General features: G+C 73.2%; 22 protein-coding genes and 1 pseudogene. 12 read left to right on the top strand and 11 right to left on the bottom strand.

From position 1 onward, the window contains the following. A partial coding sequence (locus tag VE546_RS05905; RefSeq protein WP_324919275.1) for an aldehyde dehydrogenase family protein occupies positions 1-192 on the top strand: 192 nt, incomplete at its 5' end. Between the two features lie 99 nt (positions 193-291). Here VE546_RS05905 and VE546_RS05900 read toward each other — a convergent pair. After that, entirely contained in the window at positions 292-1,854 is a 1,563-nt protein-coding gene (locus VE546_RS05900; RefSeq protein ID WP_324919273.1) for an APC family permease, read from the bottom strand. 403 nt (positions 1,855-2,257) lie between these two features. Here VE546_RS05900 and VE546_RS05895 point away from each other — a divergent pair, with 403 nt between their 5' ends. Both VE546_RS05895 and VE546_RS05890 read left to right on the top strand, forming a co-directional pair. After that, positions 2,258-2,890, top strand: coding sequence for a hypothetical protein (locus VE546_RS05895; RefSeq protein WP_324919271.1), 633 nt, complete (start codon positions 2,258-2,260; stop codon positions 2,888-2,890). 236 nt (positions 2,891-3,126) lie between these two features. Further along, positions 3,127-3,804 carry a BlaI/MecI/CopY family transcriptional regulator gene (locus VE546_RS05890; protein WP_324919269.1) on the top strand — a complete coding sequence of 226 codons (678 nt, stop codon included), beginning with the start codon at positions 3,127-3,129 and terminating at the stop codon, positions 3,802-3,804. A 259-nt stretch (positions 3,805-4,063) separates the two neighbouring features. On the opposite strand, the gene VE546_RS05885 is transcribed toward VE546_RS05890, so the two are convergent. Next, a complete protein-coding gene (locus VE546_RS05885; RefSeq protein WP_324919267.1) occupies positions 4,064-4,936 on the bottom strand; it encodes a helix-turn-helix transcriptional regulator in 873 nt (290 codons plus the stop codon). Positions 4,937-5,124: 188 nt separating this feature from the next. Next, positions 5,125-5,709 (bottom strand): isochorismatase family protein, encoded by a 585-nt coding sequence (locus tag VE546_RS05880; RefSeq protein WP_324919266.1) that lies wholly within the window; start codon positions 5,707-5,709, stop codon positions 5,125-5,127. 731 nt (positions 5,710-6,440) lie between these two features. Between VE546_RS05880 and VE546_RS05875 the strand changes: the two genes are divergently transcribed. Continuing rightward, on the top strand, positions 6,441-6,908 hold the full coding sequence (locus VE546_RS05875) for a cupin domain-containing protein (RefSeq protein ID WP_324919264.1): 468 nt from the start codon (positions 6,441-6,443) through the stop codon (positions 6,906-6,908). Between the two features lie 51 nt (positions 6,909-6,959). Here VE546_RS05875 and VE546_RS05870 read toward each other — a convergent pair whose 3' ends face one another. Then, entirely contained in the window at positions 6,960-7,436 is a 477-nt protein-coding gene (locus VE546_RS05870) for a MarR family transcriptional regulator (RefSeq protein ID WP_324919262.1), read from the bottom strand. A gap of 815 nt (positions 7,437-8,251) precedes the next feature. Between VE546_RS05870 and VE546_RS05865 the strand changes: the two genes are divergently transcribed. Further along, entirely contained in the window at positions 8,252-9,553 is a 1,302-nt protein-coding gene (locus tag VE546_RS05865) for an MFS transporter (protein WP_324919260.1), read from the top strand. Between the two features lie 98 nt (positions 9,554-9,651). Here VE546_RS05865 and VE546_RS05860 read toward each other — a convergent pair. Then, positions 9,652-9,891: pseudogene (locus tag VE546_RS05860) on the bottom strand (pyridoxamine 5'-phosphate oxidase family protein); the annotation flags it as partial. 340 nt (positions 9,892-10,231) lie between these two features. On the opposite strand from VE546_RS05860, the gene VE546_RS05855 reads away from it, so the two are divergent. From VE546_RS05855 to VE546_RS05845, 3 genes are all read left to right on the top strand, one after another. Continuing rightward, entirely contained in the window at positions 10,232-10,756 is a 525-nt protein-coding gene (locus VE546_RS05855; RefSeq protein ID WP_324919258.1) for a hypothetical protein, read from the top strand. Positions 10,757-11,187: 431 nt separating this feature from the next. After that, positions 11,188-11,568 carry a hypothetical protein gene (locus tag VE546_RS05850; RefSeq protein ID WP_324919256.1) on the top strand — a complete coding sequence of 127 codons (381 nt, stop codon included), beginning with the start codon at positions 11,188-11,190 and terminating at the stop codon, positions 11,566-11,568. A 296-nt stretch (positions 11,569-11,864) separates the two neighbouring features. Then, positions 11,865-13,349 (top strand): SulP family inorganic anion transporter, encoded by a 1,485-nt coding sequence (locus VE546_RS05845; RefSeq protein WP_414720411.1) that lies wholly within the window; start codon positions 11,865-11,867, stop codon positions 13,347-13,349. 91 nt (positions 13,350-13,440) lie between these two features. Here the strand turns inward: VE546_RS05845 and VE546_RS05840 are convergent, their stop codons facing one another. After that, a complete protein-coding gene (locus VE546_RS05840; RefSeq protein WP_324919252.1) occupies positions 13,441-14,577 on the bottom strand; it encodes a phosphatidylinositol-specific phospholipase C in 1,137 nt (378 codons plus the stop codon). A 233-nt stretch (positions 14,578-14,810) separates the two neighbouring features. Continuing rightward, the gene (locus VE546_RS05835) at positions 14,811-15,068 is read right to left on the bottom strand and encodes a DUF3072 domain-containing protein (RefSeq protein WP_324919250.1); all 258 of its coding nucleotides are present in this window, start codon (positions 15,066-15,068) and stop codon (positions 14,811-14,813) included. Between the two features lie 187 nt (positions 15,069-15,255). Between VE546_RS05835 and VE546_RS05830 the strand changes: the two genes are divergently transcribed. Then, positions 15,256-16,677, top strand: a complete 1,422-nt coding sequence (locus VE546_RS05830; protein WP_324919248.1) for a M20/M25/M40 family metallo-hydrolase — start codon at positions 15,256-15,258, stop codon at positions 16,675-16,677. A 113-nt stretch (positions 16,678-16,790) separates the two neighbouring features. Here the strand turns inward: VE546_RS05830 and VE546_RS05825 are convergent, their stop codons facing one another. Then, complete coding sequence (locus tag VE546_RS05825; protein WP_324919246.1) at positions 16,791-18,728, bottom strand: discoidin domain-containing protein; 1,938 nt, start codon at positions 18,726-18,728, stop codon at positions 16,791-16,793. Positions 18,729-19,006: 278 nt separating this feature from the next. Here VE546_RS05825 and VE546_RS05820 point away from each other — a divergent pair, with 278 nt between their 5' ends. Then, complete coding sequence (locus VE546_RS05820; RefSeq protein WP_324919244.1) at positions 19,007-19,543, top strand: hypothetical protein; 537 nt, start codon at positions 19,007-19,009, stop codon at positions 19,541-19,543. 133 nt (positions 19,544-19,676) lie between these two features. Here VE546_RS05820 and VE546_RS05815 read toward each other — a convergent pair whose 3' ends face one another. Beyond that, the gene (locus VE546_RS05815; protein ID WP_324919281.1) at positions 19,677-20,414 is read right to left on the bottom strand and encodes a carbonic anhydrase; all 738 of its coding nucleotides are present in this window, start codon (positions 20,412-20,414) and stop codon (positions 19,677-19,679) included. Between the two features lie 207 nt (positions 20,415-20,621). Continuing rightward, positions 20,622-21,815 (bottom strand): serine hydrolase domain-containing protein, encoded by a 1,194-nt coding sequence (locus VE546_RS05810; protein WP_324919242.1) that lies wholly within the window; start codon positions 21,813-21,815, stop codon positions 20,622-20,624. A 197-nt stretch (positions 21,816-22,012) separates the two neighbouring features. On the opposite strand from VE546_RS05810, the gene VE546_RS05805 reads away from it, so the two are divergent. Further along, positions 22,013-22,384 (top strand): MmcQ/YjbR family DNA-binding protein, encoded by a 372-nt coding sequence (locus VE546_RS05805; protein WP_324919240.1) that lies wholly within the window; start codon positions 22,013-22,015, stop codon positions 22,382-22,384. Positions 22,385-22,460: 76 nt separating this feature from the next. Here the strand turns inward: VE546_RS05805 and VE546_RS05800 are convergent, their stop codons facing one another. Beyond that, positions 22,461-23,186 (bottom strand): peptidoglycan recognition protein, encoded by a 726-nt coding sequence (locus tag VE546_RS05800; protein WP_324919238.1) that lies wholly within the window; start codon positions 23,184-23,186, stop codon positions 22,461-22,463. 276 nt (positions 23,187-23,462) lie between these two features. Between VE546_RS05800 and VE546_RS05795 the strand changes: the two genes are divergently transcribed. After that, the gene (locus VE546_RS05795) at positions 23,463-24,413 is read left to right on the top strand and encodes a methyltransferase domain-containing protein (protein WP_324919236.1); all 951 of its coding nucleotides are present in this window, start codon (positions 23,463-23,465) and stop codon (positions 24,411-24,413) included. Positions 24,414-24,466: the final 53 nt, after the last annotated feature.

Below are 24,466 nucleotides of genomic sequence, written 5' to 3'. Positions count from 1 at the left end.
ACGAAGGACCATGCCCGGGCGATGCGGCTGTCGCGGGCGCTGGACTTCGGCTGTGTGTGGATCAACACCCACATTCCGCTGGTGGCCGAGATGCCGCACGGCGGGTTCAAGAAGTCCGGGTACGGCAAGGACCTGTCCGCCCACGGGCTGGAGGAATACACCCGCATCAAGCACGTCATGACCGCCCTGTAACCCCCGGGCACTGAACAACGGAACGAGGCGCTGTCCTTCCGCGTGCCAAGCGGAAGGACAGCGCCTCGCCGCTCCTCCCCCGGTCGTCCTCCGGACCGCTCAGTCCTCCGCGACCAGTACCGGCGTCGAGCGGGTGAGGACCTCGCCCCGGAAGAAGGCGGGGCTGCGGCGCTGCATGACCAGCATGAGCACCAGGCCCGCCAGCAGCAGGCCGACACCGATGACGAAGACGCTGCCCACCCCGGCGACGGAGCTGCCCGTGCCGTAGGCCGGATCCCACATGTCGATCAGTGTCTTGAAGAAGACGGCCGTCAGCAGCACGCCGCCCAGCAGCGGCAGCACCCCCTTGGTGATCGCGTCCCGCACGCCGCGTCCGAGGTCGGCGCGGAAGTACCGGACGCAGGCGAAGGCGGTCAGCGCGTAGTAGAAGCAGATCATCAGGCCCAGGGCGTAGATCGTGTCGATGAGTACGTTCTCGCTGACCAGCACCATCACCGTGTAGAAGACGCCGGTGGCCACACCCGCGGCGACGGTCGCACAGCCGGGGGTGCGGTACGTCGGGTGGACCCTGCCGAAGACTTCGGGGAACGCCCGGTAGGTGCTCATCGCCAGCATGGTGCGTGCGGCGGGCAGGAACGTCGTCTGCAGACTGGCCGCGGCGCTCGCGACGACCGCGAGGAACAGCAGGGAACCCAGGGAGCCCATCACCGGGTCGGCGAGGACGGCGAAGACGTTGTCGGAGGTGTCCGGGTTGCCGAGGCCCAGGCCCTCGGTGCCCGTGCCGGAGAACATCAGGGCGGCCACGGCGGTCAGGACGTAGGACGTCACCAGCACCGCGATGGAGATCATGGCGGCCCGGCCGGGGGTGCGGGCACTGCCGGAGGTCTCCTCGTTGACGGTGAGGCTGGTGTCCCAGCCCCAGTAGATGAAGACCGACAGTGACAGGCCCGCGGTGAAGGCCGTGAAGGAGGTCACCGAGAACGGATCCAGCCAGTCCCAGGAGAAGTCCGGCACCGTCGCGGAGGGTGCGGCGCCCTCACCCGCCTTGCCGAAGGCCATCACGACGAACAGCGCCAGGACGGCCATCTGGAGCGTCACCAGTGAGTACTGGAACCACTTGGTGGCGGTCATCCCGCGGTAGCCGATCGCGGTGGCGACGGCGATGAACGCCAGGACCGTGGCGACGTGCCCCGCCGTGGAGTCCCCGAAGCGCAGGACGGCCTCACTGCCCGTCAGCTCACCGAGCAGCAGGTAGAGGAACTCGGCGGCCACGCCCGCGAGGTTCGACAGCACGATGACCGTGGCGATGACGAGTCCCCAGCCCGTCATCCAGCCGATGCGGGGGCCGAGCGCCTTCACCGTCCAGGTGAAGGACGTCCCGCAGTCGGGAACGGCGCGGTTGAGCTCCCGGTAGGCGAAGGCGACCAGGAGCATCGGGAGGAACCCGGCGAGGAAGACGGCGGGCATCTGCAGCCCCACTTCGCCCACCGTCGGACCGAGGGTGGAGGTCAGGCAGTACACGGGGGCGACGGTGGACAGGCCGATGACGGCACTGCCGAGGAGGCCGACGGAGTTCTTGCGGAGCCCCTTGGACCTGATGTCCTCCCCCGTGGCGCCGGAGGCCGTTCCTCCGGCCGCATGCTGTTCGACAAGCTGAGCCATGGCCGGAAGGTACAGCGTGCTGCATTCGTACATGCCGCTCCGCATACGCCCCTGGGAACCTTTGATCCATCGACAAAAGCCCCTGGTTTTCCGTATTTCACAAGGCCGATTCCACAACGTGCCCCAGGCGGTCAAGGGCGTACTCAGGCTCTCCGGATTGCGGTAACCGTAGGGCGTCCGATTTGCCCCGGCCGAAAATTTTCCACGGCTACTTTCCGCTACCGCCGTACGGCGCCGAAGCCCCGGCCCAGCGCGGCGGTACGGCGGTGGAGCGCGCGAGCACCAGGACGACGACGGAACCCACCCCCGGCCGCGGCGGCGGAATTCCGGGCACGGCACAGCCCAACCTTTCACCGGCGCGAAGTGTCCCTTCTGGTGAACACATCACGGAACGGGGACCCACATGACCATGCGCACCCGCACCGGCCGCCTCGGCGCCGGCCTGACCGCACTCGCCGCCATCACCACCGCCATCACCACTGCCCTCGCCGTCGTGCCCTCCGCCGCTGCCGCGGCGAGCGACCCGCCCGCGTTCCTCTCCCCGGAGGAGCTGCCGCCCCACCCCTCCTCCCCCTGGTACGCGGGCGAGGTGACCAGCGGCGTCCCGGACCCGCTGCCCTTCTGCTACGGCGAGGCCCTGCCCGGGGCCACCTCCCGGTACCGCGCGTTCTGGACGGAGTACGACACCAACGCCCGGCAGGTCACCGTCGTGGAGCGCGACGAGGCCAGGGCCAAGGACCTGGCCGCCCTGCTGAACGCCGCGATCAGGCGGTGCGCGGAGCGGGCCGAGCAGCAGGACCCCGATGTCACCGCCGAGTTCAGGAGCTACGGCAGGCTGCCCGTCGAGGAGGGCGCCCGCGTGTACGGCGTGCACACGGCCCACGCCTGGGGCCCGTCCGACATCCACCTGTTCTCGGTCGGCCGGGACGGCAGGACCGTCACGGTCGTGCACTGGGCGCAGATGGGCACCTTCCGACACGCGCAGGTGGCCGACTTCAGGAAGACGACGGTCACCGCCGTGAACAAGCTCTCCTGACCCGTGCGGCAGGTGCCTTCGTACCTCCCCGGCGGGGAGGTACGAAGCGCCTCCCACGTGCTTCTCCCCCGGTGCGACCGGGGCGGCCGGCCTCCCCTGGGCGGTCTCACCCGACGTCGGCGAACGCCGTCACCGACGCTGTGGTATCCGTTCGGATGACACGTCGCCCACCACAGTGGGGACGGGCGGATGAGTAGCATCCGGCACCACAAGTGCTACGAGGAAAGTGAGATGCCATGCCGGAGAAGCCGGAGGACATCCCTCTCAGGACCGAGTACGCCACAAAGGTGGCCGAGGACCTGGAGCGCAACGAAGCGGAGCAGGAACGCGTCCGGTCGGAGATGGCCGAGCTGGAGGCCCGGCTCGCCGCGCTGCAGCGGGAGCACGCGCTGCTGCTGAACATGCGGAACGTACTGACGGACGAGGCGAACAAGGCGGACAAGGCGGACGAGGCGGCTTCCCGGGCCGCCGACGACGCTCCCGAGGCCGGCGCGGAGGCGCCGGCGGCCGTCGTTCCCAAGGCACGACGGTCCCGGAACGACGGTGCCCGCACGCGCCGGGGCGGCGGAAAGAACGGCAACGGGAAGAACGGCGCCAGGAAGAACGGCGCCAGGAAGAACGGTGCCAGGAAGAACACCGGTCCCACCCTCCGGGAACTCGTCAGGAGCTGCCTCCTTCAGCGGCACGAGCCCCTGTCGGTCGCGGACATCGCCAAGGAGCTGGCGGCCGCCCACCCGGACCGCACGGTGACCACCCCCGTGGTGCGCAACACGCTTGAGGCGCTGGTGGCCGCGGGCGCCGTGGAACGCTCCAAGCAGCGCAAGTCGGTCTTCTACACCGCGGTGACGGCGGAGCCCGCGGCCGGGACCGCGGCGGTCGAGACCGTGGAGGAGGCGGCCACGGCGGACGTCTAGGCGTGTCGCCGCGGGGCGCCGGCGGCGGGTCGGCATGTCGTGGACGACCGTCGGCCGGGCGGCTTCCCCGGCCGCCGAGGCCCACCGCACCTCGCCGTGACGCCTCTCCTCCGACCGGTGCCCGGGCCGTCCCCTCACCCCTCCTCGTTCCGGCCGGGAAGCGGGTGCCGCCGGACCTGCGTCCCCGGCGTGTCCCGGGGGCAGCGGCCCGTGCGGTCCGGGGCGGGCCCGGGCGGGCGTGGTCACCGTCCCGCGGTGGTCACCGCCCGGTGGTGGGTGTGTCGGCGGACGGCCGCGGGATCCCGGTGGCCTCCGGGGCGGTGAGGCTGCCCAGCAGGGCCAGGGCCTGCTCGGACGGGCTGCCCGGCTCGGCCTGGTAGACGACCAGTTGCCGGCCGGGGGCGCTGTTCACCGTCAGCGACTCGTAGTGCAGGGTCATCTCTCCCACCAGGCGGTGGCGGAAGCGCTTGGTCCCGTGCGACTTCCGGCGGATGTCGTGACGGGCCCACAGCGTGCGGAACGTCTCGCTCCTGACCGACAACTCGCCGACGAGGTCGATCAGTTGCGGGTCGTCGTGGTCCGTCCCCGCGGCCGCCCGCAGACCGGCGACGGTGCTGACCGCGACCCGTTCCCAGTCGGGGTAGAACTCCCGTGCGTCCGGGTCGAGGAAGACCAGTCGCACCAGGTCGTTGCTGTAGGTGTGCCCGTCGAAGAGGGCCCTGCCCAGGGTGTTGTGGGCCAGCACGGTCAGGCAGTGCCCCAGAATGACGGCCGGCGTCTGCGGCCAGGCCTCCATCATCCGCAGCAGGTGCGGGGCCACCCGCTCGTGCCGCGCGGCCGTACGGCGCCGGCCGGGGACCGGGCGCGCCAGCCGGTGCAGGTGGGCGACCGCCTCCTCCTCCAGCCCGAGCGCACGGGCCAGCGCGTCGACCACCTGCGCCGAAGGGGTCCGCTCCCGGCCCTGCTCCAGCCGCGTGTAGTAGTCGGTGCTCACTCCCGCCAGCAACGCGACCTCCTCGCGGCGCAGCCCGCTGACCCGGCGCGGGCCACCGGCCGGCAGGTCCACGTCCTGCGGTCGTACGACTCCGCGGCGGGCACGCAGGAACTGCCCGAGAGCGTTGTCACTGTCCATGCCCGCAAGGCTAGGCCGGAATACCGGCGAGCGGAGGGCGCGAGGGTGGCCGTGCCACTCCCACCCAGGCTGTCCGTCCCGCCGCCCGCGCCCCTGATCCCCGTCCCGCTGCCCCTGACGCCGGCCGTGGGCGGCGGTTGCCCGCCCGGGACGGAATCCCCGCCGGACCCGGCCGGGTGTGCGGGGCCTCATCCGGGGACGAGTTCGCTGACTACGGGCAGGAGGGCTTGGCCGTGGCGGGAGGTCCAACTGCCGGCCAGTTCGGTGAGGATCATGTTGATCGAGGTGATGCCGGCGCCCGCCCTCTCCATGCGGCGCAGGGCGACGTCGTCACCGGCCTTGCTCATGGGCCCGCCGGCGTCGGCGACGGCCTGGACGCGGTAGCCCTCGTCGACGGCGGTGAGGGTGGGGTAGACGGTGCAGACGTCGTCGGTGACGCCGGCGACGATCAGGTTGCGGCAGCCGGTGCCCTTCACGGCGGCGGCGAAGGCGGGGTCGTCCATGGCGTTGACGACTCCGGTGCGCTTGGTGCGGTTGGCGTACTCGCCGGGGGCGATCCGAGCGGATTCCTCCAGGAGGGGACCTTGCGCACGGTCCTCCATGGACGTGGTGGGGACCAGCGGCATGTCGAGCGCCCTGGCTGCCTTGGCCAGGGCGAGGGCGTTGCCCTTCATCTCCCCGTCGCCGGTGGGGCGCACCCAGCTCATGGTGCCGACCTGGTGGTCGATGAGCAGGATCGCCGTGTCGTCCGGGGTGAAGAGGTCCAGAGCCATGTTCGGGGAATCCCTTCCGAGCCGTACGGATGCAGGGGCCGGCGGTCGCCCGATGGGGCTCGTCGGGGCCGGACCGGCGGAGGAGGGGTCCGTCCGGTCCCTCACCTCCCGCCATTTAACTGTTCGAGCAAGTAATGACACCGCAGCCTCGGGGTCAGGACAGCGACAAGGGCCCGACGGAAAACTTGGCCGGGCAGACAAGTCGACCAAGAGAGCCGGGAGTCACCCCGGTCGGCGGATCGCAGCAGGTAAGGAAGCCCCTGATGGGAACCTTCGCTGCGCACGGTCACCCATCAATCCGGCCCACTACTGCCCGAGCACCGAAAATCCCCTTTGCTCGCCCGGGAAGAGGGCAGAGCCTACAGCTTCAATTAGCTGCTCGATCAACTATCGCTGCGGTGTCGGCACCCACGATGCCGTACGGACACGCCGCGGCCCCGCCCCGGCCACGGCTCTGGGCCTTCCCGCCCTCGCAGGGCACGGCGAACCCGCTCATCAAGCGCCGGTGAACCCGCCCCGGGTGAGAACCCGCGCGTGCCCTCCCGCTCACCGGGTAGGCACAGCAGCCGCGGGGCGGCCCACTCCTCGGCCGACCCGACCGCGCGATCCCGGAGGAGAACCTCCACGGCACGGTGCGGGACGACCGAACCCGCCGGGCCGTACGTCCCGCACCGCCTCCACCGACATCGACCACCGCAGGACCGCAGGAACCGCAGGAGAGGACAACTCCCATGACCATGCCCTACCTGGCGCAGGCCGAGCAGCAGCAGACACTGGAATGGCTCGACGGGGGCACCTTCTCCGTCCTCCTCGACGGCCGGGCCACCGGCGGCCGGCTCACCGTCGGCCGCTTCCGCGTCGGCAAGGGGGAGGCCCCGCCCTTCCACATGCACACCCGTGAGGACGAGGTCTTCATGCTCATCAAGGGCACCGCCCTGCTGTGGGCCGGCGAGGAACAGATGGAGATGACCGAGGGCGGCATCGTCTACCTTCCCCGCAACATCCCCCACGGCTACCGCATCACCTCCGACACCGCCGACCTCCTCATGATCGCCACTCCTGCCGGCATCGAGGGCATGTTCCGCCATGCGGGGCGTGACATCACCACCCCCCGGCCCGACGATTTCGCCATCGCCCCCGAGGAACTCGCCGAGGCAGCCGATCTCTACGGCCAGATCATCATCGGGCCGCCCCGCTGAGACGGCGTCCCCGGCCCCGTCCCCCGGCGCGGGGGCCGCGGCCGATCCGCGTCATGACTGTTCGGTGGCCGCCAGGAGGTTGTTCTCCAGGATGGTGAGCGCGGCGAGGACCTCGGCCTGCGCGTCCGCGTCGAGCCGGCCGACGGTCTGCCGCTCCAGGCGGTCCCAGATCTCCCGCATCTGGCGGCGCAGGGCGTGGCCGGCGGAGGTGGGCTCGATGAGAGTCGCACGGCGATCGGCGGGGCAGGGCTTGCGCCGTACGAAGCCCGCCCGCTCCAGACGCTGCACCGTGCGGGTCATGGTCGCCGCGTCCGAGTCCAGGATCCTGATCAGATCCACCTGCCGCTGCGGACCGGCGTCCCACAGGTGCATCATCACCAACTCCTGCCCCGGATACAGTCCCGTCTCCCGGAGAAGCGCGCCGGCCAGCATGCGGTGCAGCCGAGCCACACGGAAGATGGCGTGGCTGACGGGCCCGCCCGCCGCGGTTCCGGGCTGGGTCACGGGCTGCCCCGGCGAGCCGGCCATGAGGGTGCCTCCCTGCGTCTCCTCCGGGCTGCGGGCGCCGTCCCGGTACCCCATCCGGCCTGCGACCAGGGCGCTGCCTCCTGTACGTTCCGGCAGGCAAGGCCCTGTTTCGCCCGGAGCGTGAAACTGTCCGGGCAACCATAGGAGATGCCACACCCACACCACCAGGAGTCTTCACCGGAGCACGGAGAGCGCACCCCCTCAAAGCCACATGTGGCGACAGCGGAGGCGCCCCGCGGGTCAGAGCCCGTGCCGTTCGGGAAGGCGATCAGCCGTCTTCCTGTCCGAGCAGTCAGTCCTCCGTGGCGGGCAGTGTCCGATCTGCTCACGCCCGGCGTCATGCTCCCGGCCGATCCCGGCCTGCCCGCCCGGCCGCCGAGCTCCGTTCAACACCCCGGCCGGGCCGCACCCGGGCGGCGAACACCGGCGGAACGACCGGCAAGGCGGGCCGGTCCGGTTCGTCGGCCGACCACCCGTACCCTCGTGCCGAGCACGTACAACGCCTCCTTGATTGAAAGAATTCAACCGGTACTCGGCGCGCACCTCCCCGGCGCGGGCTCCTCCGGCCGTGGAGCACCGCGATGCTCTTCACCAACTGGATCAGCAGACTTGGCGCCGTCTCCCACGGGAGAGAGGCGGAAACGGCCGCCCACCACATCTTGACCGCGTCCCGGCAGGCAGCCATCTTTGATTCGTTTCAATCACCGTCAGGACCCTGGTGCCCGCCAGGTCGCCGGTGTGGCGCGCCCTCCCCCGGCGGCAGGCGGGGCAGCACGCCCGGGCACTTCCCTTCCGCACGGGACGAAGGAGTCCGAGTGACATCCGCGCACAACACGCAGCCGGGCCCCGGCGCCCCGGCCGGCGACCGCGAGGTCACCCGCCGGCAGTGGAAGTGGACGGTCCTGGCCGGCATGGCCTCCTACCTCGACGCGGGATCGATCGTCGCGATCGGTTCCGGCCTGGCGCTGTTCCAGGACGAGTACGGGCTGTCCGACAGCCTCACCGGCGCGCTGTCCGCCATCGGCCCCAACGCCATCGGCGCGGCGATCGGCGCCTTCGTCGGCGGACGGCTCGGCGACCGGCTCGGCCGCAAGCGCATCTACCAGTACGACCTCCTGGTGTACGCGGCGGCCATCCTGCTCATCGCCTTCGCGACGGGTCCGGTGATGCTCTTCACCGGCACCTTCGTCGTCGGCCTCGCCGTGGGCGCGGACGTGCCCACCTCGCTGGCCCTGGTCGGCGAGTTCTCCCCGGCCGGGGCGCGCGGCAGGCTGCTCGGCTTCACCCAGGTGAGCTGGAGCCTCGGCCCGGTGGTCGTACTGCTCCTGGCCTGGGCGCTGTCGGACTTCGGCCTGCTGGGCATCCGCATCGTCTTCCTGTCGCTGTTCGCGGTGGCGGTCCTCACGTACGTGCTGCGCAGCGGCATGGTCGAGTCGGCGGCGTGGAAGTCCGCCGCCGACTCGGGTGCGGCGGCCAGGGCCCGGGTGCGCGACCTGTTCCGCGGCCCGCACCTCCAGGCCATGCTGCTCACCGGCGGGATCTACCTGTTCTGGAACCTCGCGGCCGGCACCAACGGCGCCTTCGCCCCGTACATGGTCAAGACGCTCGGCGCGGGCGGCCAGGCCGCCGGCGTGCTGCTCTCCTGCGCGAGCTTCGCGCTGGTCATCATCGGCTCGGTGGCGTTCTACATGCGGCTGTCCGACCGCAGTCACCGGCACCGGCAGGCGATGTGGGTGGCCGGTTCCCTGATGCAGGTCGCCGCGTACGGGCTGTTCCTCTTCGCGGACTTCACCATCCCGGTGATCGTCCTCAACGTGGTCCTCTTCGGCGTGGGCCAGTCCCTGGCCGGCGAGGCGGTCTACAAGACGTACAGTCAGGAGCTCTTTCCGACCGTGCTGCGCGGCACCGCCCAGGGCATCACCTTCGGCACGTCCCGCGTCGTCCTGGGTGTCTGGTCCTTCTTCGTGCCGGCCCTCGCGGCGACCGGCATGGCCACCGTGGCGGCCTTCCTCACCGCGTCCCTGGCCGTCTGTGCGGTGATCGGGCTCTTCCTGCCGGACACCACGGGGAAGACCCTGGAGCAGGTGGAGGCGGAGCGGTCGGGCACGCGCACCTGACCGCTCCCCTCCCTCGTCCTGTCCGGCGTCAGCCGGGCCGGCCGGTCGATGCCGGCCGGCTCCCCGCCCTCATGGAGTCCGGCGCCGCGGCCGATGAGGCCGACGTGCGTGTACCAGTCGCCCCCGGCGAGCACGGTGAGCGTGACCCGGGAGTCGTTGCGCGGGTGCTCCAGCCGTTTGCGGCCCTCACCCGTGCTGACCGGGCCCCGGCCGCCGTCCCACGGGTACCGGGTGGCGGTGGGCACCGGCCGGCCGTCGGGCCGCAGGGCCGTGATGACGGCCGGGCTGGCCCTCTCCAGCACGGTGACCGCCGCTCCGGGCAGCGGCGGTTCCGGCATGCGGGGCTCACCTCGACGCGTTGCCGCCCGCCGTCCGTTCTCCGGTCGGCGGCATTCCTCCTCAGGGTCGCACGGGCCCCGGAGCCCGCGACCCACTCCCCCGGCCGGTGCGGAACCGGCCGCGGAAGCTCGTCGGCCGGTCGGAAGAATCACGGAAGGAAAAGCGAAGAACACGGCAACCTTCCACCCGGCTCGCTTGTCTGACGTGGTGTCGGAAGGGGGTCGGGCCATCCATGACCGGATTATCGGTGGCTCGCCGTTTCCCGGAAGGGGGGAGGGCTCGTAAAGCCGTTCCACGCTCTTCGGACGCCATTGACCGAATACCAGGGGGAATCATCGCATGAGATACACCAAACGCGCCGTGACCGCCGTGGCCTGCGCCCTCGTCCTCGCCTCGGCGGGAGCCGCGCACGCCGGCAGCGGGCCGGCTCCCGCACCCTCCCAGCGGGGCGAGCGGCAGTCGACCGCCCCGTCCGCGGCGGGCAACCCGGCCAGCGCGCGGGCGCAGGCCGGCGGGGTGTGCGCGGACGCGTACCAGATCGGGACGACCGGCTACGTCTACCGCTCCGGTGAGCGCATCGCCTCCGTGAAGCAGTTCTACTCGCCCTCCTGCCAGGAGAACTACGGTTACCTGTGGGTGTGGGACAGCTTCCGGCAGACGGCGGGCGACTACGACGTCAGTGTCGCCGTCTACAGCTACTCGCGCGACGAGGTGCTCGGGCAGGAGTCCTGGACGAACAGCACCGTCCGGGAGTTCTGGTCGGCCGGCACGGACACGGTCGCCGAGTGCACCGCCGCCGTCGGTGCCGTACGGAAGGCGGGCGATCCGCTGCCCGACCAGGCCGCGAGCTCCAAGCGCTGCTGACACCGGCGCGCGGCAATTCCGCCGCAGCCGCAGCCACAACCGTCGCCGTCGAATTTTCCGCCGCTCCGCAAAAGGTGTCCCCGGCCGTCCGTCGGACGGCCGGGGACACCGGTGCGTGGCACCACGAATGCCGCAGGTGGAGGGAATTGGAAAACCGGGGATGCGGAATTCCTCGCACCGGAGGGAGACGTCCCGGCAGGCCTCTCCGGTGCGAGGCGGAACCGGCGGACGGCCGGAAATCGCCCGGCCGTCCGCCGGGCCTCGCGTCCGGGCGGTCGTTCGACCTCACACGCCGCGCGGCGGGGCTGTGAGAATCTCCCCGGCTTCCTCACTGAAAGTTAATGTCCGCGTAAAGCACGGAGTCGAGCCGTGCGCCCCTCCCTACACCAGAATGGAGTCGTCCGCACACTCATGGTGAAGGGGGGTTGGCCGTGCCGCGGATCGCCGCGCTCCTCAGGAGACTGCTCCCGGTGGTCTGCGCGCTCGTCCTGGTGGCGCTGGCCACCGGCGATGCGGCCGGCCCCCCTCCCGCCGAGCCCGTGGGCATCGTCCACGCGACCCACGCCCCTCCGGCGGAGGAGGCGGCGGAGGGGCGCGCCTGCGAGGGCGACTCGGCGCTTCCGTACGGCAAGGTCCGCAGGTCCGACCGCTCCCTGTCCGGTGAGCCCCCGCCGGCGGCGCGGATCGCCTGCACCGCGAACCGCCCCGGCGACCGCATGGTCCCCGCGGCGGTCTCGTTCACCCCTCCGCATCCCGCCGCGTTGTCGAGACCCGGCGAACTCGCCCTGCGCCTCCAGGTGTTCCGCTGCTGAGAAGGCCCGTGCGCACCGGTGTCACCGTCCCGTGCGCACCGCACCACACCTCAGCCCCCCTTTCGGAACCCTCTCCTTCCTGGAGGCACCGTCGTGCAGAACGTCATCGACCATGCCCGCTCCCGCGGGAGGCGGGCAGCCGCCGTCCCCGAGGAACGCGGGCGCTCCGCGTGGACCGCGTCGGTCCGGTTACCGCGGGCCCTCTTCACCACCCGTCCGGGCCCGGGGGCCGTGCCGTCCCCGGCAGCGGGTGCGCGGCCGTCCGTCGACGTCCCCCTTCCGCTGTGAACGCCCCGGTGCGGGCCGCGGGGCCCGGCAGGCGGTATCCGCTGCGGCACCTGAGGGCCGACGTCACCGCGTCGCTGGTGGTCTTCCTGGTGGCCGTGCCGCTGTGCGTGGGCGTGGCGGTGGCCTCCGGGGTGCCGGCGGAGCTGGGGCTGGTCACCGGCATCGTCGGCGGGCTCGTCACGGGACTGCTGCCCGGCAGCAGCCTCCAGGTCAGCGGGCCCGCCGCCGGACTGACCGTGCTGGTGTACGAGGCGGTGCGGGAGTACGGGATCGAGGCGCTGGGCGTCCTGGTCCTGGCCGCGGGCGTGCTGCAGTTGGCGATGGGCGTCCTGCGCCTGGGCCGCTGGTTCCGGGCCATCTCGGTCGCCGTGGTGCAGGGCATGCTCGCGGGCATCGGTCTGGTCCTGATCGCCGGGCAGCTCTACACCCTGGCCGACGCCGAGGCGCCGGCCGGCGGCCTCGCGAAGCTCGGCGGGCTGCCCGGGCTGGTCACCGGCACGCTCGGTTCGCAGGCCGCACTGGCCGCGCTGGCCGTCGGGGCCGGGACGATCGCGGTACTGGTGGTGTGGCCGCGTCTCCCGGTGGTGCCGCGGATCCTGCCGGCGCCGCTGGCGGCCGTGGCGGCGGCCACCGCCGTGACCGTGGTGCTGGATCCGCCGGTGGCACGCGTCCGGGTGCAGGGCCTGCTGGACTCCGTGCAGCCGCCCGGCGGTGCGGAGTTCGCCCGGCTGGCGGAGGTCGGCGTCCTCGGCACGGTGCTGGCCTTCGCCCTGATCGCCTCGGCGGAGAGCCTGTTCAGCGCGGCGGCGGTGGACCGGATGCACGACGGCCCTCGCACCGACTACAACAGGGAACTGATCGCGCAGGGAGCGGGCAACACGGTGTGCGGGGTGCTGGGGGCGCTGCCGATGACCGCGGTGATCGTCCGTAGTTCGGCGAACGTGCGGGCGGGGGCGCGGACCAAGGCGTCCCGGGTGCTGCACGGCGTGTGGCTGCTGGTCTTCGCCGCCGCGTTCCCCGCCGCGCTCGGCGTCATCCCGGTCGCGGCCCTGGCGGGCGTGCTGGTGCACGCCGGCTGGAAGCTGATCCCGGTGAGGGACCTGCCGCCGCTGTGGCGCGAGCACCGGGGCGAGGCGGTGGTCCTCGGCGTCACGGCGATCGCGATCGTGGTGACGAACATGTTCGAGGGCGTCGTCATCGGACTGCTCATGGCGGTCGCGAAGTCGGCCTGGGAGACCTCCCAGGTCCATCTGGAGGTGTCCGCCCCGTCCGGGGACGGAGCGGGACCGATCCGGGTGCGCGTGCTGGGCAACGCGACCTTCCTGCGGCTGCCCAGGCTGCTGGACGAGCTGGAGGCGCTGCCGCGCGACCGGACGATCGAGCTGGACCTGACGGGCCTCCGCCATCTGGACCACGCGTGCCGGACGGCGCTGACGGGGTGGGCGGAGCGGCACAACGAGGAGGGGACCGAGCCCGTACGGGTGGCCGCGTGAGCGCCCGCGTCCCGGGTGGGCGGCTGTGCCGCCCACCCGGGACGGTGCCGGCCGGACCGGTGCTCACGCCGGCGCCGCGCGGCGCCGCCGACTACCCCGTGGAGCCGGAGACGGGGTTGCGCCGGACGATCTCGTCGACGAGCCCGTGGCCAGGGAAGTCCATCATCAGCACGCCGGTGCGCTTGACGGAGGGCGTGTCGCACCGGCCGTTGCGGCCGGTGAGGCACTGGTGGAGGAAGCCGTTCACGCCGGTCGCGGTCGGGGTGCCGCCCGCCACGGTGTACGGGTAGGCCCAGACGCTCGCCCCGCTGGTCCAGTTGACGTACAGCTTGTCGCCGTTCGGGCGGCCGGGGTCCCGGCAGTCCGCGGCCTGGTTGGTCCGGTCGAGCTGCGCGTGGACCTTCTCCCACTTGTCGTCGATGTGGGAGATGCCGCCGACCTGGTAGGAGTTCTGGACGTAGCAGTTCTTCTGCGGGCCCCACTCGTCCGGCCAGTCCGCGTAGTTGAGCTGGGCCAGGCCGTAGTCGGTGTAGTTGCCGCCGTGCGGACCGCTCCAGTTCACCAGGACCACCTTGCCGCGCACCTCGTCCAGGGTCGGCACGTCCGCCGCCCCCGTCACCGACGGCTGCCAGAACAGTTCGCGGTTGGCGTCGACGTAGGCGTCGAAGATCTGCCGGCGCCGGTGGTTGTGGTCGGTGCCGCACTCCGGGCACGGGTCGGCGTCCTCGCAGCCGGTGATCCCTCCCGCGCACTCCGCGTGCATGTGGAGCAGGACCGTCTCCCCGGGGTGTTCGCGCAGGAAGGTGCGGAGTTCGCGCAGTACGTCGTCGAAGTTGGCGTGCTGGTAGACGGCGCCGTGGTGGATCGCGAACCCGGCCTCGCCCCTCTCGTCGGCGACCATCCGCACACGGATGTCGATGGCCCGGATACCGGCCCGGAGTTGGTAGGCGAGGGACCCGCCGCCCCTTCCGTCGCCGCGCTCGTGCCTCTCCTGGGTCTCGGTCGGGCCGCCGCCGTACACGGCGAGGGTGTCGTGGGTGCCGGGGACGGACAGGTCGGCCAGGCTCGCGTCGCCGCGGACCGCCGCCATCCAGTCGGGGTGGGCGTTCTCCTCCAGGCTCCGGTAGGACGCGGGGTCGCTGTACGCCTGGGCCGTGCCACTCGGCCCGGCCACGGTGACGGCGGTCGCCACCAGCAGCAGGGCCGGCAGGGACGACAGTCTTCGCATCGGTCTCCTCGGGGCTCGCGGTGCAGCCCGCGGAGGCGGCCGACGCCGTCGGGCCGGACCGGCGCGGACGACGAGCGGCCCCTGCGGGCCCGGACACGCCCTCCCCTACCCACGGGCGCCCGGGACCTCGCCCCGGGGGCGGGGTGTCCACCGGATGTTCACGTCCCTGCCGGGACCGCTCCCGCCGGCCCGGGGGCGCGGGCGGCGGGCCGCGGCGCGGGCACCGTTCCACGTCAGGGAGTACCGCCCCCGCCCGGGTCCTCGCGTCCGCCCGTACCCCCGGTGCCCTCGTCCTCCCGCCCGGCCGTCCTGGGCGACCGTCCCTGCAGGCGGTCGATCATCCGCGACGCCTGGGCCTTGGTCAGGTTCTCGGGGACCTCCTCCCCCGCCTCCCGGGCAAGGGTCCGGAGGTAGCTCAGTTGCGGGCCGGTCGCCGGTTCCTCCCCGGTGACCCAGTTCTCGACGTCCTTGTCCGGATTCTGTTCGGTCATGCCCGGGCGGGTTTCCTCCTCCGCCGCCGGTCGCACCCTCCGTCACGCGTTCGTCCGTCTCCGGACGGGAAAACCACCCGCCCGGACGCGGGCCGCGGTCCGGGCGCGGACGGATGCGGTCTTGTCCGGAGGCGTCACGGCCGTGAGCATGTTTCCGTCATGGGCAGGACAACCAGAGGAGCGGGTCATGCCGCAGCACGCAGGAACCGGCCGGCGGACGGTCCTGGCCGCGGCCGCCGCCGGGGTGGCCGTGTCGGGAACCTCCCCCGCCGTGGCGGCCCCGCCCGGCACCACCGCCGCGGGCGGCCGCGGCGGCAGGCCCGCCACCGCCCAGTCGCCGGGGCGCGAACTGCGCGCCCTGCTGAAGGAGATCGACCGGGACCGCATCGAGGGGACCGTGCGCAGGCTCGCCTCCTTCGGCACCCGGCACACCCTCTCCTCCCAGGACGACCCCGGGCGCGGGATCGGCGCCGCCCGTGACTGGATCCACGCGCGGATGCGGGAGTACGCCGCCGCGTCCGGCGGCCGGATGACCGTCGAGCTGCAGTCGTACGTCCAGCAGCCCGCCTCCCGGATCCCCACCCCGACCCGCATCACCAACGTCGTGGCCACCCTGCGCGGCACGGTCGCCCCCGAGCGCGTGTACGTCGTCTCCGGCCACTACGACTCCAGGGCGTCCGACGTCATGGACGCCACCGGCGACGCGCCGGGTGCCGACGACGACGCGTCGGGCGTCGCCGTGGTCATGGAGCTGGCCCGGGTGATGGCCACCCGCCGGACGGCGGCGAGCGTCGTCTTCGCGGCCGTCGCCGGGGAGGAGCAGGGCCTGTACGGGGCCCGGCACATGGCCGCGCGGTACCGGGAGGCCGGCGTCGACGTGCAGGCCATGTTCACCGACGACATCGTCGGCAGCTCCGTCGCCGACGACGGCACGCGCGACCCGTACACCGTCCGGCTCTTCGCCGAGGGGGTGCCCACCTCCGAGACCGACGACCAGGCGGCCGTCCGGCAGTCCGTCGGCGGCGAGAACGACTCGCCCTCCCGCCAGCTCGCCCGCTTCGTCCGCGACGTGGCGGACAACGGGGCGACGGGCATGAACATCCGGGTGGTCCACCGCCGCGACCGCTACCTGCGCGGCGGCGACCACATCGCCTTCCTCGAACAGGGCTATCCGGCCGTCCGCTTCACCGAGCCCGCCGAGGACTTCGCCCACCAGCACCAGGACGTGCGCGTGGAGGACGGCAAGCAGTACGGCGACCTCCCCGAGTTCTGCGACTTCGGCTACATCGAGCGGGTGGCCCGGGTGAACGGCGCGGCCCTGTGGACCCTCGCCCAGGCACCCGGCACCCCCACCGGCGCGAAGATCCTCACCGGCGGCCTGACGAACTCCACCGAGCTGGTGTGGGAGCGCGGCGGCGAGCCGGACCTGGCGGGCTACGAGGTGGTGTGGCGCGAGACCACCGAACCGGAGTGGACCCACGTGATCGAGGTCGGCGACACCACGCACCACACCGTGGACCTGTCCAAGGACAACCTCTTCTTCGGCGTCCGCGCGGTGAACCGGGCCGGCAACCGCAGTCCCGTCGCCTTCCCCCTCCCGTCCCGCTGACGGAACCGCGCTCCCCGAAGGCCCGGTGCCTTCGGGGAGCGCGCCGGCGGCGGCCGGACGGTCGCCGCGAAGCCGCGCGACGGGGCGGCGAGGCGGCGAGGCGGCCTTCCGCATCAGCCCTTCTGTTCGACCCTGACCCAGTCGACCTCCAGTTGCACGCCGCCCGCCGCGATCTTGTCCACGCTCGACTGGGGCAGGCCCCAGTACGGGCTGGTCACCTTGTTGTGGCCGGCCGGGTAGGCCCCGCCCAGCGCGAGGTTGAGGATGACGTACTGGTCGTGGTCGAAGACCCACTTGCCGCGGGTCGACTCGACCTTCTGCCGCAGCAGCTCCGTGACCAGCCGGTCGTCGACGTGGAAGCGGATCGCCGTCGGGGTCCACTCCGCGCTGTAGGTGTGCCACCCGGACGCGTCCTGCCCGGCCGGGAAGCGCTGGGTGGCGCCGATGTTCCCGTCGGCCGAGTAGCCGGGGCCGTGCAGCGCGGAACTCGTCCAGTCGGCGTAGCCGATGTTCTCCATGATGTCGGTCTCGCCGCTGGCGGGCCAGGACACCGCCGGGTCGTCGACGTTGCTGCCCAGCAGCCAGAAGGCCGGCCAGAAGCCCTCGCCGACCGGCATCCTCAGGCGCGCGCTCACCTTGCCGTAGGTGAAGTCCAGTTTGGTGTTGGTGTCGATGCGGCCGGAGGAGAAGTCGAAGCGCTGCCCGTTGGGGGCGGTGGTGCAGCCCTTGCAGTGGTTGGCCTTCAGCTTCAGGGTGCCGCCGTTCACGGCGATGGTCTCCGGTGAGTCGACGTAGGCCTGGGACTCGCCGTTGACGACCCCCATGGTCGAACCGGTCGTCACCACCCGCCACTTGCCGCGGTCCAGGGCGGTGCCGTCGAAGTCGTCCTGGAAGACGGTCCGGTAGGAGCCGCCCTGCTCCCCCGGGAGGGCCGGATAGGCGGCCGCGGCGCTGCCGCCCGTACCCCACACCTGGAACTCGTAGAGCGAGTAGCCGAACTGGGCCGTGGCGGGGGCCGGGTTGTGGAAGGAGCGGCGTTCGACGCCGAGCATGCGCACGTACCGCCCGGTGGCGGGCGCGGACAGCCGGATGCGGTCGTGCAGCCCGACCGCGTCACCGGGCGACCGCACATCGGCCCGGCGGGCGGAGACCTCCGCCGACGACGGCTGCCACACCGTGCGCCAGGTCCGGTTGTCGTCGGACACCTGGATGCGGTAGTCGACGGCGTACGCCGCCTCCCAGTACAGGTCCAGGTCGGTGATGGTGGAGGTGGCCCCGAGGTCGACGGCGATCCAGCGGTTGGCGTTCCAGTCGCTGGCCCAGCGGCTCTGGTCGGCCTTCAGGTCCGCCGGCCAGCCGCCGTCGGTGGCCCGCGCCGGGTTGGTTCCGGCGTCCTGGTGCATGTTGCTGTACGTCGGGTGGTACAGGGCGAGGTTGCTGCGGGTGGTGGCGGCCGGGGCGGGCGTCCCGCCGAAGACCTGGAAGGAGTACAGCGAGTAGCCCCAGCCCGTGGCGCGTTCGATGCCGCGCATCCGGACGTAGCGGCCCACCACCTCCTGGGGGTGGGTGTGCACCTGGACGGTGCCGCCGGTGCCGGCGTTCTCGGTGTAGAACGTCCTCCAGTCGGTGCCGTCGGACGAGACCTCCAGGACGTAGCGGCGGCCGTAGGCGGCTTCCCAGGCCAGCGTGGCGCCCGTGATGCGCACCCGGCTGCCGAGGTCGACGGAGATCCACGCGTCGTCGGCGAAGTTGCTGGACCAGCGGGAACCGGGGTCGCCGTCGAAGGCGTTGACGGCCGGGGTCCCGGCGTTCTCGGTCCCGGAGGACTGCACGGCGGAGGGCCGTGCGGCGACGGCTTCGGCCGCGAGGTCGGTGTTCCAGGCGGCGGCTGCGGCCTTGGGAGCCGCAGGGGCCGCGGTGGCCGGGCCCGGGGCGAGGAGGGCGGCGGCCAGGCCGCCGCCGAGCAGCAGGGCCGCCGCTGCTCGGAACAGGCGACCGGGACGGGTTCTGCCGCGGTTTCCGCGGGGGGCACGTAATGCTGCGCGAGACATGATGCTCCGCTCTGTCGCGGTGGGGGACAGCTTGGAGAGCGCTCTCACGCGATAGTCATGGCATGTTCAGAACACGTCAATACTCATGGCGGGAACCGCTTCCGCCCTTCACTTCGTGAACCGGACGGACCCCGGTCGCGGCACCGGGAGGAGGCCGTGCCCGGCGGCACCGCGCCGGCACCGCGGACTCCCGGTCCCGTGCCGAAGGCGGGACGGTGGTGTGGAGACCGGGTGAGCCGACTGTCGCCGGGGAAGGTCCATCGGCCATACTGCCCGCCGTGGAGCAGCGCATAGGTTCGATCATCCCGCCCGTGCCCGCCGCCGGAACCGACCCGGCGTACATTCCCGGCCTCACGTCCCCGCCCCCCGCCGAGGCGCAGGACGCCGCGGCGGGGGAGACGGCCCCGGACGAGGCGGCGGAACGACCGTCCGAGGACGTCGTCCCCGGCGAGGAGGAGGCCGAGGAGCCCGGAACGGCGGAGGAGGAAGACGACGACGGCGCCGCGGGCCCCGCCTTCGAGGCCTCCGACCACCGCGGTTCGATCACCGCCGACCGCACCGGCATCACGTTCCGGCTGGACGGCGAGGAGGCCGAGTTCGGGTGGGACGAGATCGGCGCGGTCCAGCTCGACATCCCCCGGTTCGGGCGCCGGTTCTCCGTCACCGTCCACACCCTCGCCCGCCGTTGGTACGAGGCCGATGTCGCGGCGCCGTCCAGGAACGTCCTCAAGGAGTGGACGGCGGAGCTCGACGCGGTCCTGGACGTCTACTTCGAGGAGGCCGGTGAGAGCACCGGCGAGGACGCCGAACCGTAGCGGCGCCCGGAGCGGTCGCGCACGGCCGCTCCTCCGATCCTCTGGAGGGCTCCCCCGCTGCCCGCCCGGCACCGCCCGGGGACGGACCGGCGGGCGGCCGGGTGCGCCGCGGCAGCGGAGGAGCCCCGGCGGTTCAGGCGATGCGGTGGACGAGCTGGCTGCCGAGCTCGTACCGCGCACCGACGATCGCCAGCCGGCCGGCGGCCACCCTGGCGGCCAGGTCGGGCTCCGCGGCCAGCCGCGACCGGACCAGGCGCACGTTCGCCGTGATCGTCGCGTCGATGCGGTCCTCGCCGCTGTGGGCGCGGTCGATCGCCGGCCGGATCTGCTCGGCGATGTAGGCGATGTGCGCGGGGAGTTCCTCGCCCGTCCCGTCCGCGCGCACCGCCGCGCCCACCGCCCCGCAGGACTGGTGGCCGAGCACCATGACCAGCGGTATGTCCAGCTCCAGGACGCCGTAGGCGATGCTGCCGAGTACGGCCTCGTCCAGCACCTCCCCCGCCGAGCGGACGGTCATCAGGTCGCCCAGGCCCTGGTCGAAGACCAGCTCGGGCGGGACCCGCGAGTCGATGCAGCCGAGGACGAGGGCGAAGGGGTGCTGCCCGGACACGGCCTCCGTCCGGGCCGGGGCGGTCTCGTGGGGATGCCTCTGGTGCAGGGTGCGCCAGCGCCGGTTGCCCCGGTCCAGCTCCCGCAGCGCGTCCGCCGGGGTCGCCGGCCGGGTGCGGGACGCGGTCCCGGCCGCGGCGGGCGGGGCGCCGAGCGAGAGGCCGGCGCCGAGGGCGGCGCCGCCGCCGAGCGCCGCACGCAGCAGGGCGCGGCGCCCCGCCCGGCGGGAGGAGGGCCGGACGCCGGACCGGTCCGTGGCCATGTCGTCTGGGTTCGATGTCACGACCGGGAACGTATGCCCGCCAGCGCTGGATGTGTTCGATTTTGATCTTCCATGGCTGGGCGTTGGGAGAATCCTGGACTCCGGCGCCTCCCGGGAAGAGCGCTCTCCCCCGCCGCCCGGTGCCGCGCTGCGCGCCGATCCTCCGCCCGTCACGGGCCGGGCCGGCCGCCCGCCGGGTCGGCGCGGCTACTCGGCACGGCAGAGGGCGCGGTCGATGAGGGCGCGCAGCGCGGCCTCCTGCCGCTCCGCGGTGCGCCGGTCCCCGGGGCGGCTGTGCACGGAGACGGTGACGGTGCGCCGGCCGTCGGTGGTGGTGGCGGCCCGGGCGAGGTAGCCGAAACCGGACCCGCCGTGTCCGAGGTAGCCGCCGCCGCAGGACAGGGGCGTCCAGAACAGTCCCGGGCCGGCCCGGGTGCCCGCCGGGTGGTCGCTGTCCGGCGGCACCGGCACCATGTCCCGCATCATGGCCCACTCGTCGGGGTCCAGCAGGCGTCCGGCGGCCAGCGCGGCGAAGAAGCGGCCCAGGTCGCGGTGCGTACCGGTCATCGTCCCGTCGGGCCCGGTGTCGAAGGGCAGGTAGGCGACCGTGGTGTCGACCATCGGGCCGTCCGGGACGAACTGCTGGTGGTTGGCCGCGTGCGGGCGGGGCAGGAAGGGCCGGGCGCCGGGGATGTCGGTGTGGCGCAGGCCGAGGGGGCGCAGGACGCGGTCGCGGACCTCGTGCTCCCACGGGCGGCCGGTGACCTTCTCGATGATCATTCCGGCCAGCACGTAGTTGGTGTTGGAGTACTCCCAGCCCGTCCCCGCCGCGAAGGCCGGCGGGTGGCGCATGGCCATGGCGACCTGCTGCTCGGGCCGGTAGGTGCGCCACCGGTGGGCGAAGTACCCCTCGGCGCCGGAGCCGGAGTACAGGTCCTCGGTGTAGTCGTACAGGCCGCTGGTGTGCCGCAGCAGGTCGCGGACGGTGATCGTCCGGCCGTCGTTGCCGTTGCCGGTCACGGTCCCGGGGAGCAGGTGCTCCACCGTCCGGTCGGGGGACAGCCGCCCCTCACCCACCAGTTGCAGCACGACGGTGGCGACGAACGTCTTGGTGATGCTGCCCAGGCGCAGGTGGCCGTGCACGGGAACCGGGCGGCGGCTGTCCAGGTCCCCCACGCCGGAGCGGGCGGTGACCACTCCGCTCGGGGTCTCCAGGCGGACCGCCACCCCGGTGACCCCGGTGTCGCGCAGGGCGTCGGCGTCACGCTGCACGGACGACGGCGCAGCGGGCGGACGGGGGGAGCCCGGCGCCGTCGGGGGCGCCGGGGCGAGCAGGGCCGGCACGGCCAGCGCGAGCGCGGCGGCCGACAGCGACAAGCGCGGTAAGCGACGGGAGATCATGTCCCGAGGCTAGGGACGGTCCCGTGCCGCCGGCCATCCGGCGCTTCCCCCCGTCGCGCGGGGGACAGCCGGATGGACACCGCGTCCGGGGACCGGCACGGGACGCTCCCCTGCGTCCCGCCGCACCGTGCCGGGACGGCGCCCGGCGCCGGGGAAAGGCGGTGGGCGGGCCGCCGGGGGATGGCTACCGTGGGGCCATGATCGATGCCGACGACGTCCGCCGTATCGCGCTGTCCCTCCCGGAGACCGTCGAGAAGGAGGCGTGGAGCATGCCCACCTTCCGCGTGGCCGGGAAGATGTACCTCACCGTCCCCGACGACGAGACGTCCATCGCGGTGCGGTGCCCCCGGCACGAGCGTGAGGAGCTGATCGCGGCCGAGCCGGAGAAGTTCTGGGTGCCGCCGCACGAGGCGGGCTCCGCATGGGTGAGGGTACGGCTGGCCGCCCTGGAGGACCTGGCCGAGCTGCGCGACATCATCGTCGACTCCTGGCGGCAGGCCGCGCCCGACCGGCTCGCCGAGGCCCATCCCGCCCTGGTACCGGGTGCGGGGGCGCCCGGCGTGCCGTGAGCCGCCGGGCGGGTCGAGCGGCGGGGCGGGCGCGACACGCCGCGGCCGGAGCCGGGGCGGAGGAGTCCGCCGGCTCTCAGGGCCGCCGCAGGCGGGCGGCCTCCTCGCGGATCGCGGGCAGGGCGTCGTACAGCGCCTGGCCGGGGCAGTCGGTCCGGTGGCTGTCGCGGTGGCCGGAGATGACGCGGAACCTCGCCGCCTCGCCCTGGCCGTAACGGCTCTCGTCGTTCGTCGAGACCAGCCGCACCGTGCCGCGCGGATCGGCCCCGGGCCGCAGTTTCCACGCGGCGACCCCGGCCATCCCGTCGATGAGCGCCCGCGGCACCCTCGCCCCGGCCCCGTAGGTGCCCAGTGCCGCTATGCCGACGGTGTTGCGGTTGAACCCCTTGGTGTGCGCCCCGTGCACGGGGCGTTCGACGCCGCCCGCCCGGCCCTCGTAGACGGTCCCGCAGCGGTCCACGACGAAGTTGTAGCCGATGTCGTCCCAGCCCTGGCCCCTGACGTGGTCCGCCTCCAGCGCCCGCAGCATGGCCGGGACGTCGGCGCAGTCGTAGTCGTTGGGGTGACCGGTGTGGTGGACGAAGACGGCGCTCACCGGTCCCGTGTACCTGGCGCGCTCCCTGACCATGCCCTCGTCCGCCCGCCAGGCCGCCCGGCTGACGATCGCGGGACGCGGCGCGGCGGGCCCGGGACGGGCACCAGCCGACCCCGGCGGAGCGGGCGGTGGCGCGGGGGCGTCCCGCACCGCCAGCAGGGCCAGCGGCAGCAGGGCGACGCCCGGCGCGAGTCGTCGGCACCACATGGCTCCACCCTGCGCGCACCGGCCGCCGGCCTCGCGGCCAGCAGGGCCGATCGGGTGACGTCGGACGGCCGGCCCGGCCGTTTCCGCGCAGGTCAGGGCCGTCGGGTGCGCCGGGTGCTCCGGCCGGGGCGGACGACCGGGCCGGGGGCCGGCGGGCCCGGACGGGCCGCCGCCCCACGTCTCCTGCCGCCCGCCGCCGGGTTGTTGCGGAAACGGCAACAAGAGTTGTCGGCTCGTTCCGTTCGGGCGCATGGTCGGCGCAGGAGGTGTTCAGCCATGGAGAAGGAGTTGGTCATGGAGGCGGCACCGCACGGCGCGGGCCCGGCGGGCGACGGCGGAAGCGGATGCGGTGCCCACGACGGGCGGACGCACGGTCACGGAGCGGGCGCGGGGGACCACGTGGACTGGGCCGCGATGGCCGACCTGCTGGAACTGGAGGGCGAGACGCACAGCCCCTACGTACGGCAGGCCCTTGAGGAACTCGCGCATCTGACCCCGCGCCGGATCCTGGACGTCGGCAGCGGCCCGGGCGTCGCGGCCTGCCGGATGGCGGCGGTGTTCCCGCAGGCCGAGGTCACCGCGGTGGACGGGACACCGGAACTGCTGGCCCGCGCCGAGGAGCGGGCCGAGCGGCTCGGGGTCCGGCTGCGGACCCGGTTCGCCGAGTTCCCGGAGGGGCTCGCCGACCTGGAGCCGGCGGACCTGGTGTGGTCGGCGCAGGCCGTGCACCACGTCGGCGACCAGCAGGACGCGCTGAACCGGCTGGCGGGGCTGCTCGTGCCCGGTGGTGTGCTGGCCGTCGTCGAAGGCGGTCTGCCGGACCGCTGGCTGCCGCGTGACCTGGGCTTCGGGCGGCCCGGACTGCAGGCCCGGATGGACGCGGCGGTGGAGGACCTGTTCGACCGGATGCGGGCCGGGCTGCCCGGCTCGGTGGCGGTCGTCGAGGACTGGCCCGGCATGCTCCGGGCGGCGGGACTCACCGAGGTGCGCAGCAGGACCTTCCTCGTGGACCATCCCGCGCCCCTGGCCGAGGGACCGCGGCGATTGGTGCGGCAGTTGCTGGAACGACGCCGCGAGGCCCTCGGCGAATCCCTGGACGCCGAGGACCTGGCGACGCTGGACCGGCTGCTCGACCCGGACGACCCGTCCGGTGTCGACCGGCGGGCCGACCTGTTCCTGCTGACCGCCAAGACCGTGCACTTCGGCCGCCGGCCCGAGTCCCGCTGAGGCGGACCCCCGGCTCACCGCCCGGTGCGCCGCCGGGCCCGTCCGGCGTTCCG

The organism is Streptomyces sp. (assembly GCF_035644915.1).
Taxonomy (GTDB): Bacteria; Actinomycetota; Actinomycetes; order Streptomycetales; family Streptomycetaceae; genus Streptomyces.
The sequence above is the reverse complement of the archived record's forward strand: the minus strand, read 5'-3'. Positions and strand labels throughout refer to the sequence as shown.

Coding starts and splice junctions, on each gene's coding strand:
- VE546_RS05900 (WP_324919273.1), bottom strand. CDS start 1,854: ATGGCTCAGCTTGTCGAACAGCATGCGGCCGGAGGAACGGCCTCCGGC.
- VE546_RS05895 (WP_324919271.1), top strand. CDS start 2,258: ATGACCATGCGCACCCGCACCGGCCGCCTCGGCGCCGGCCTGACCGCA.
- VE546_RS05890 (WP_324919269.1), top strand. CDS start 3,127: ATGCCGGAGAAGCCGGAGGACATCCCTCTCAGGACCGAGTACGCCACA.
- VE546_RS05885 (WP_324919267.1), bottom strand. CDS start 4,936: ATGGACAGTGACAACGCTCTCGGGCAGTTCCTGCGTGCCCGCCGCGGA.
- VE546_RS05880 (WP_324919266.1), bottom strand. CDS start 5,709: ATGGCTCTGGACCTCTTCACCCCGGACGACACGGCGATCCTGCTCATC.
- VE546_RS05875 (WP_324919264.1), top strand. CDS start 6,441: ATGACCATGCCCTACCTGGCGCAGGCCGAGCAGCAGCAGACACTGGAA.
- VE546_RS05870 (WP_324919262.1), bottom strand. CDS start 7,436: ATGGCCGGCTCGCCGGGGCAGCCCGTGACCCAGCCCGGAACCGCGGCG.
- VE546_RS05855 (WP_324919258.1), top strand. CDS start 10,232: ATGAGATACACCAAACGCGCCGTGACCGCCGTGGCCTGCGCCCTCGTC.
- VE546_RS05840 (WP_324919252.1), bottom strand. CDS start 14,577: ATGCGAAGACTGTCGTCCCTGCCGGCCCTGCTGCTGGTGGCGACCGCC.
- VE546_RS05835 (WP_324919250.1), bottom strand. CDS start 15,068: ATGACCGAACAGAATCCGGACAAGGACGTCGAGAACTGGGTCACCGGG.
- VE546_RS05830 (WP_324919248.1), top strand. CDS start 15,256: ATGCCGCAGCACGCAGGAACCGGCCGGCGGACGGTCCTGGCCGCGGCC.
- VE546_RS05825 (WP_324919246.1), bottom strand. CDS start 18,728: ATGTCTCGCGCAGCATTACGTGCCCCCCGCGGAAACCGCGGCAGAACC.
- VE546_RS05815 (WP_324919281.1), bottom strand. CDS start 20,414: ATGGCCACGGACCGGTCCGGCGTCCGGCCCTCCTCCCGCCGGGCGGGG.
- VE546_RS05810 (WP_324919242.1), bottom strand. CDS start 21,815: ATGATCTCCCGTCGCTTACCGCGCTTGTCGCTGTCGGCCGCCGCGCTC.
- VE546_RS05805 (WP_324919240.1), top strand. CDS start 22,013: ATGATCGATGCCGACGACGTCCGCCGTATCGCGCTGTCCCTCCCGGAG.
- VE546_RS05800 (WP_324919238.1), bottom strand. CDS start 23,186: ATGTGGTGCCGACGACTCGCGCCGGGCGTCGCCCTGCTGCCGCTGGCC.
- VE546_RS05795 (WP_324919236.1), top strand. CDS start 23,463: ATGGAGAAGGAGTTGGTCATGGAGGCGGCACCGCACGGCGCGGGCCCG.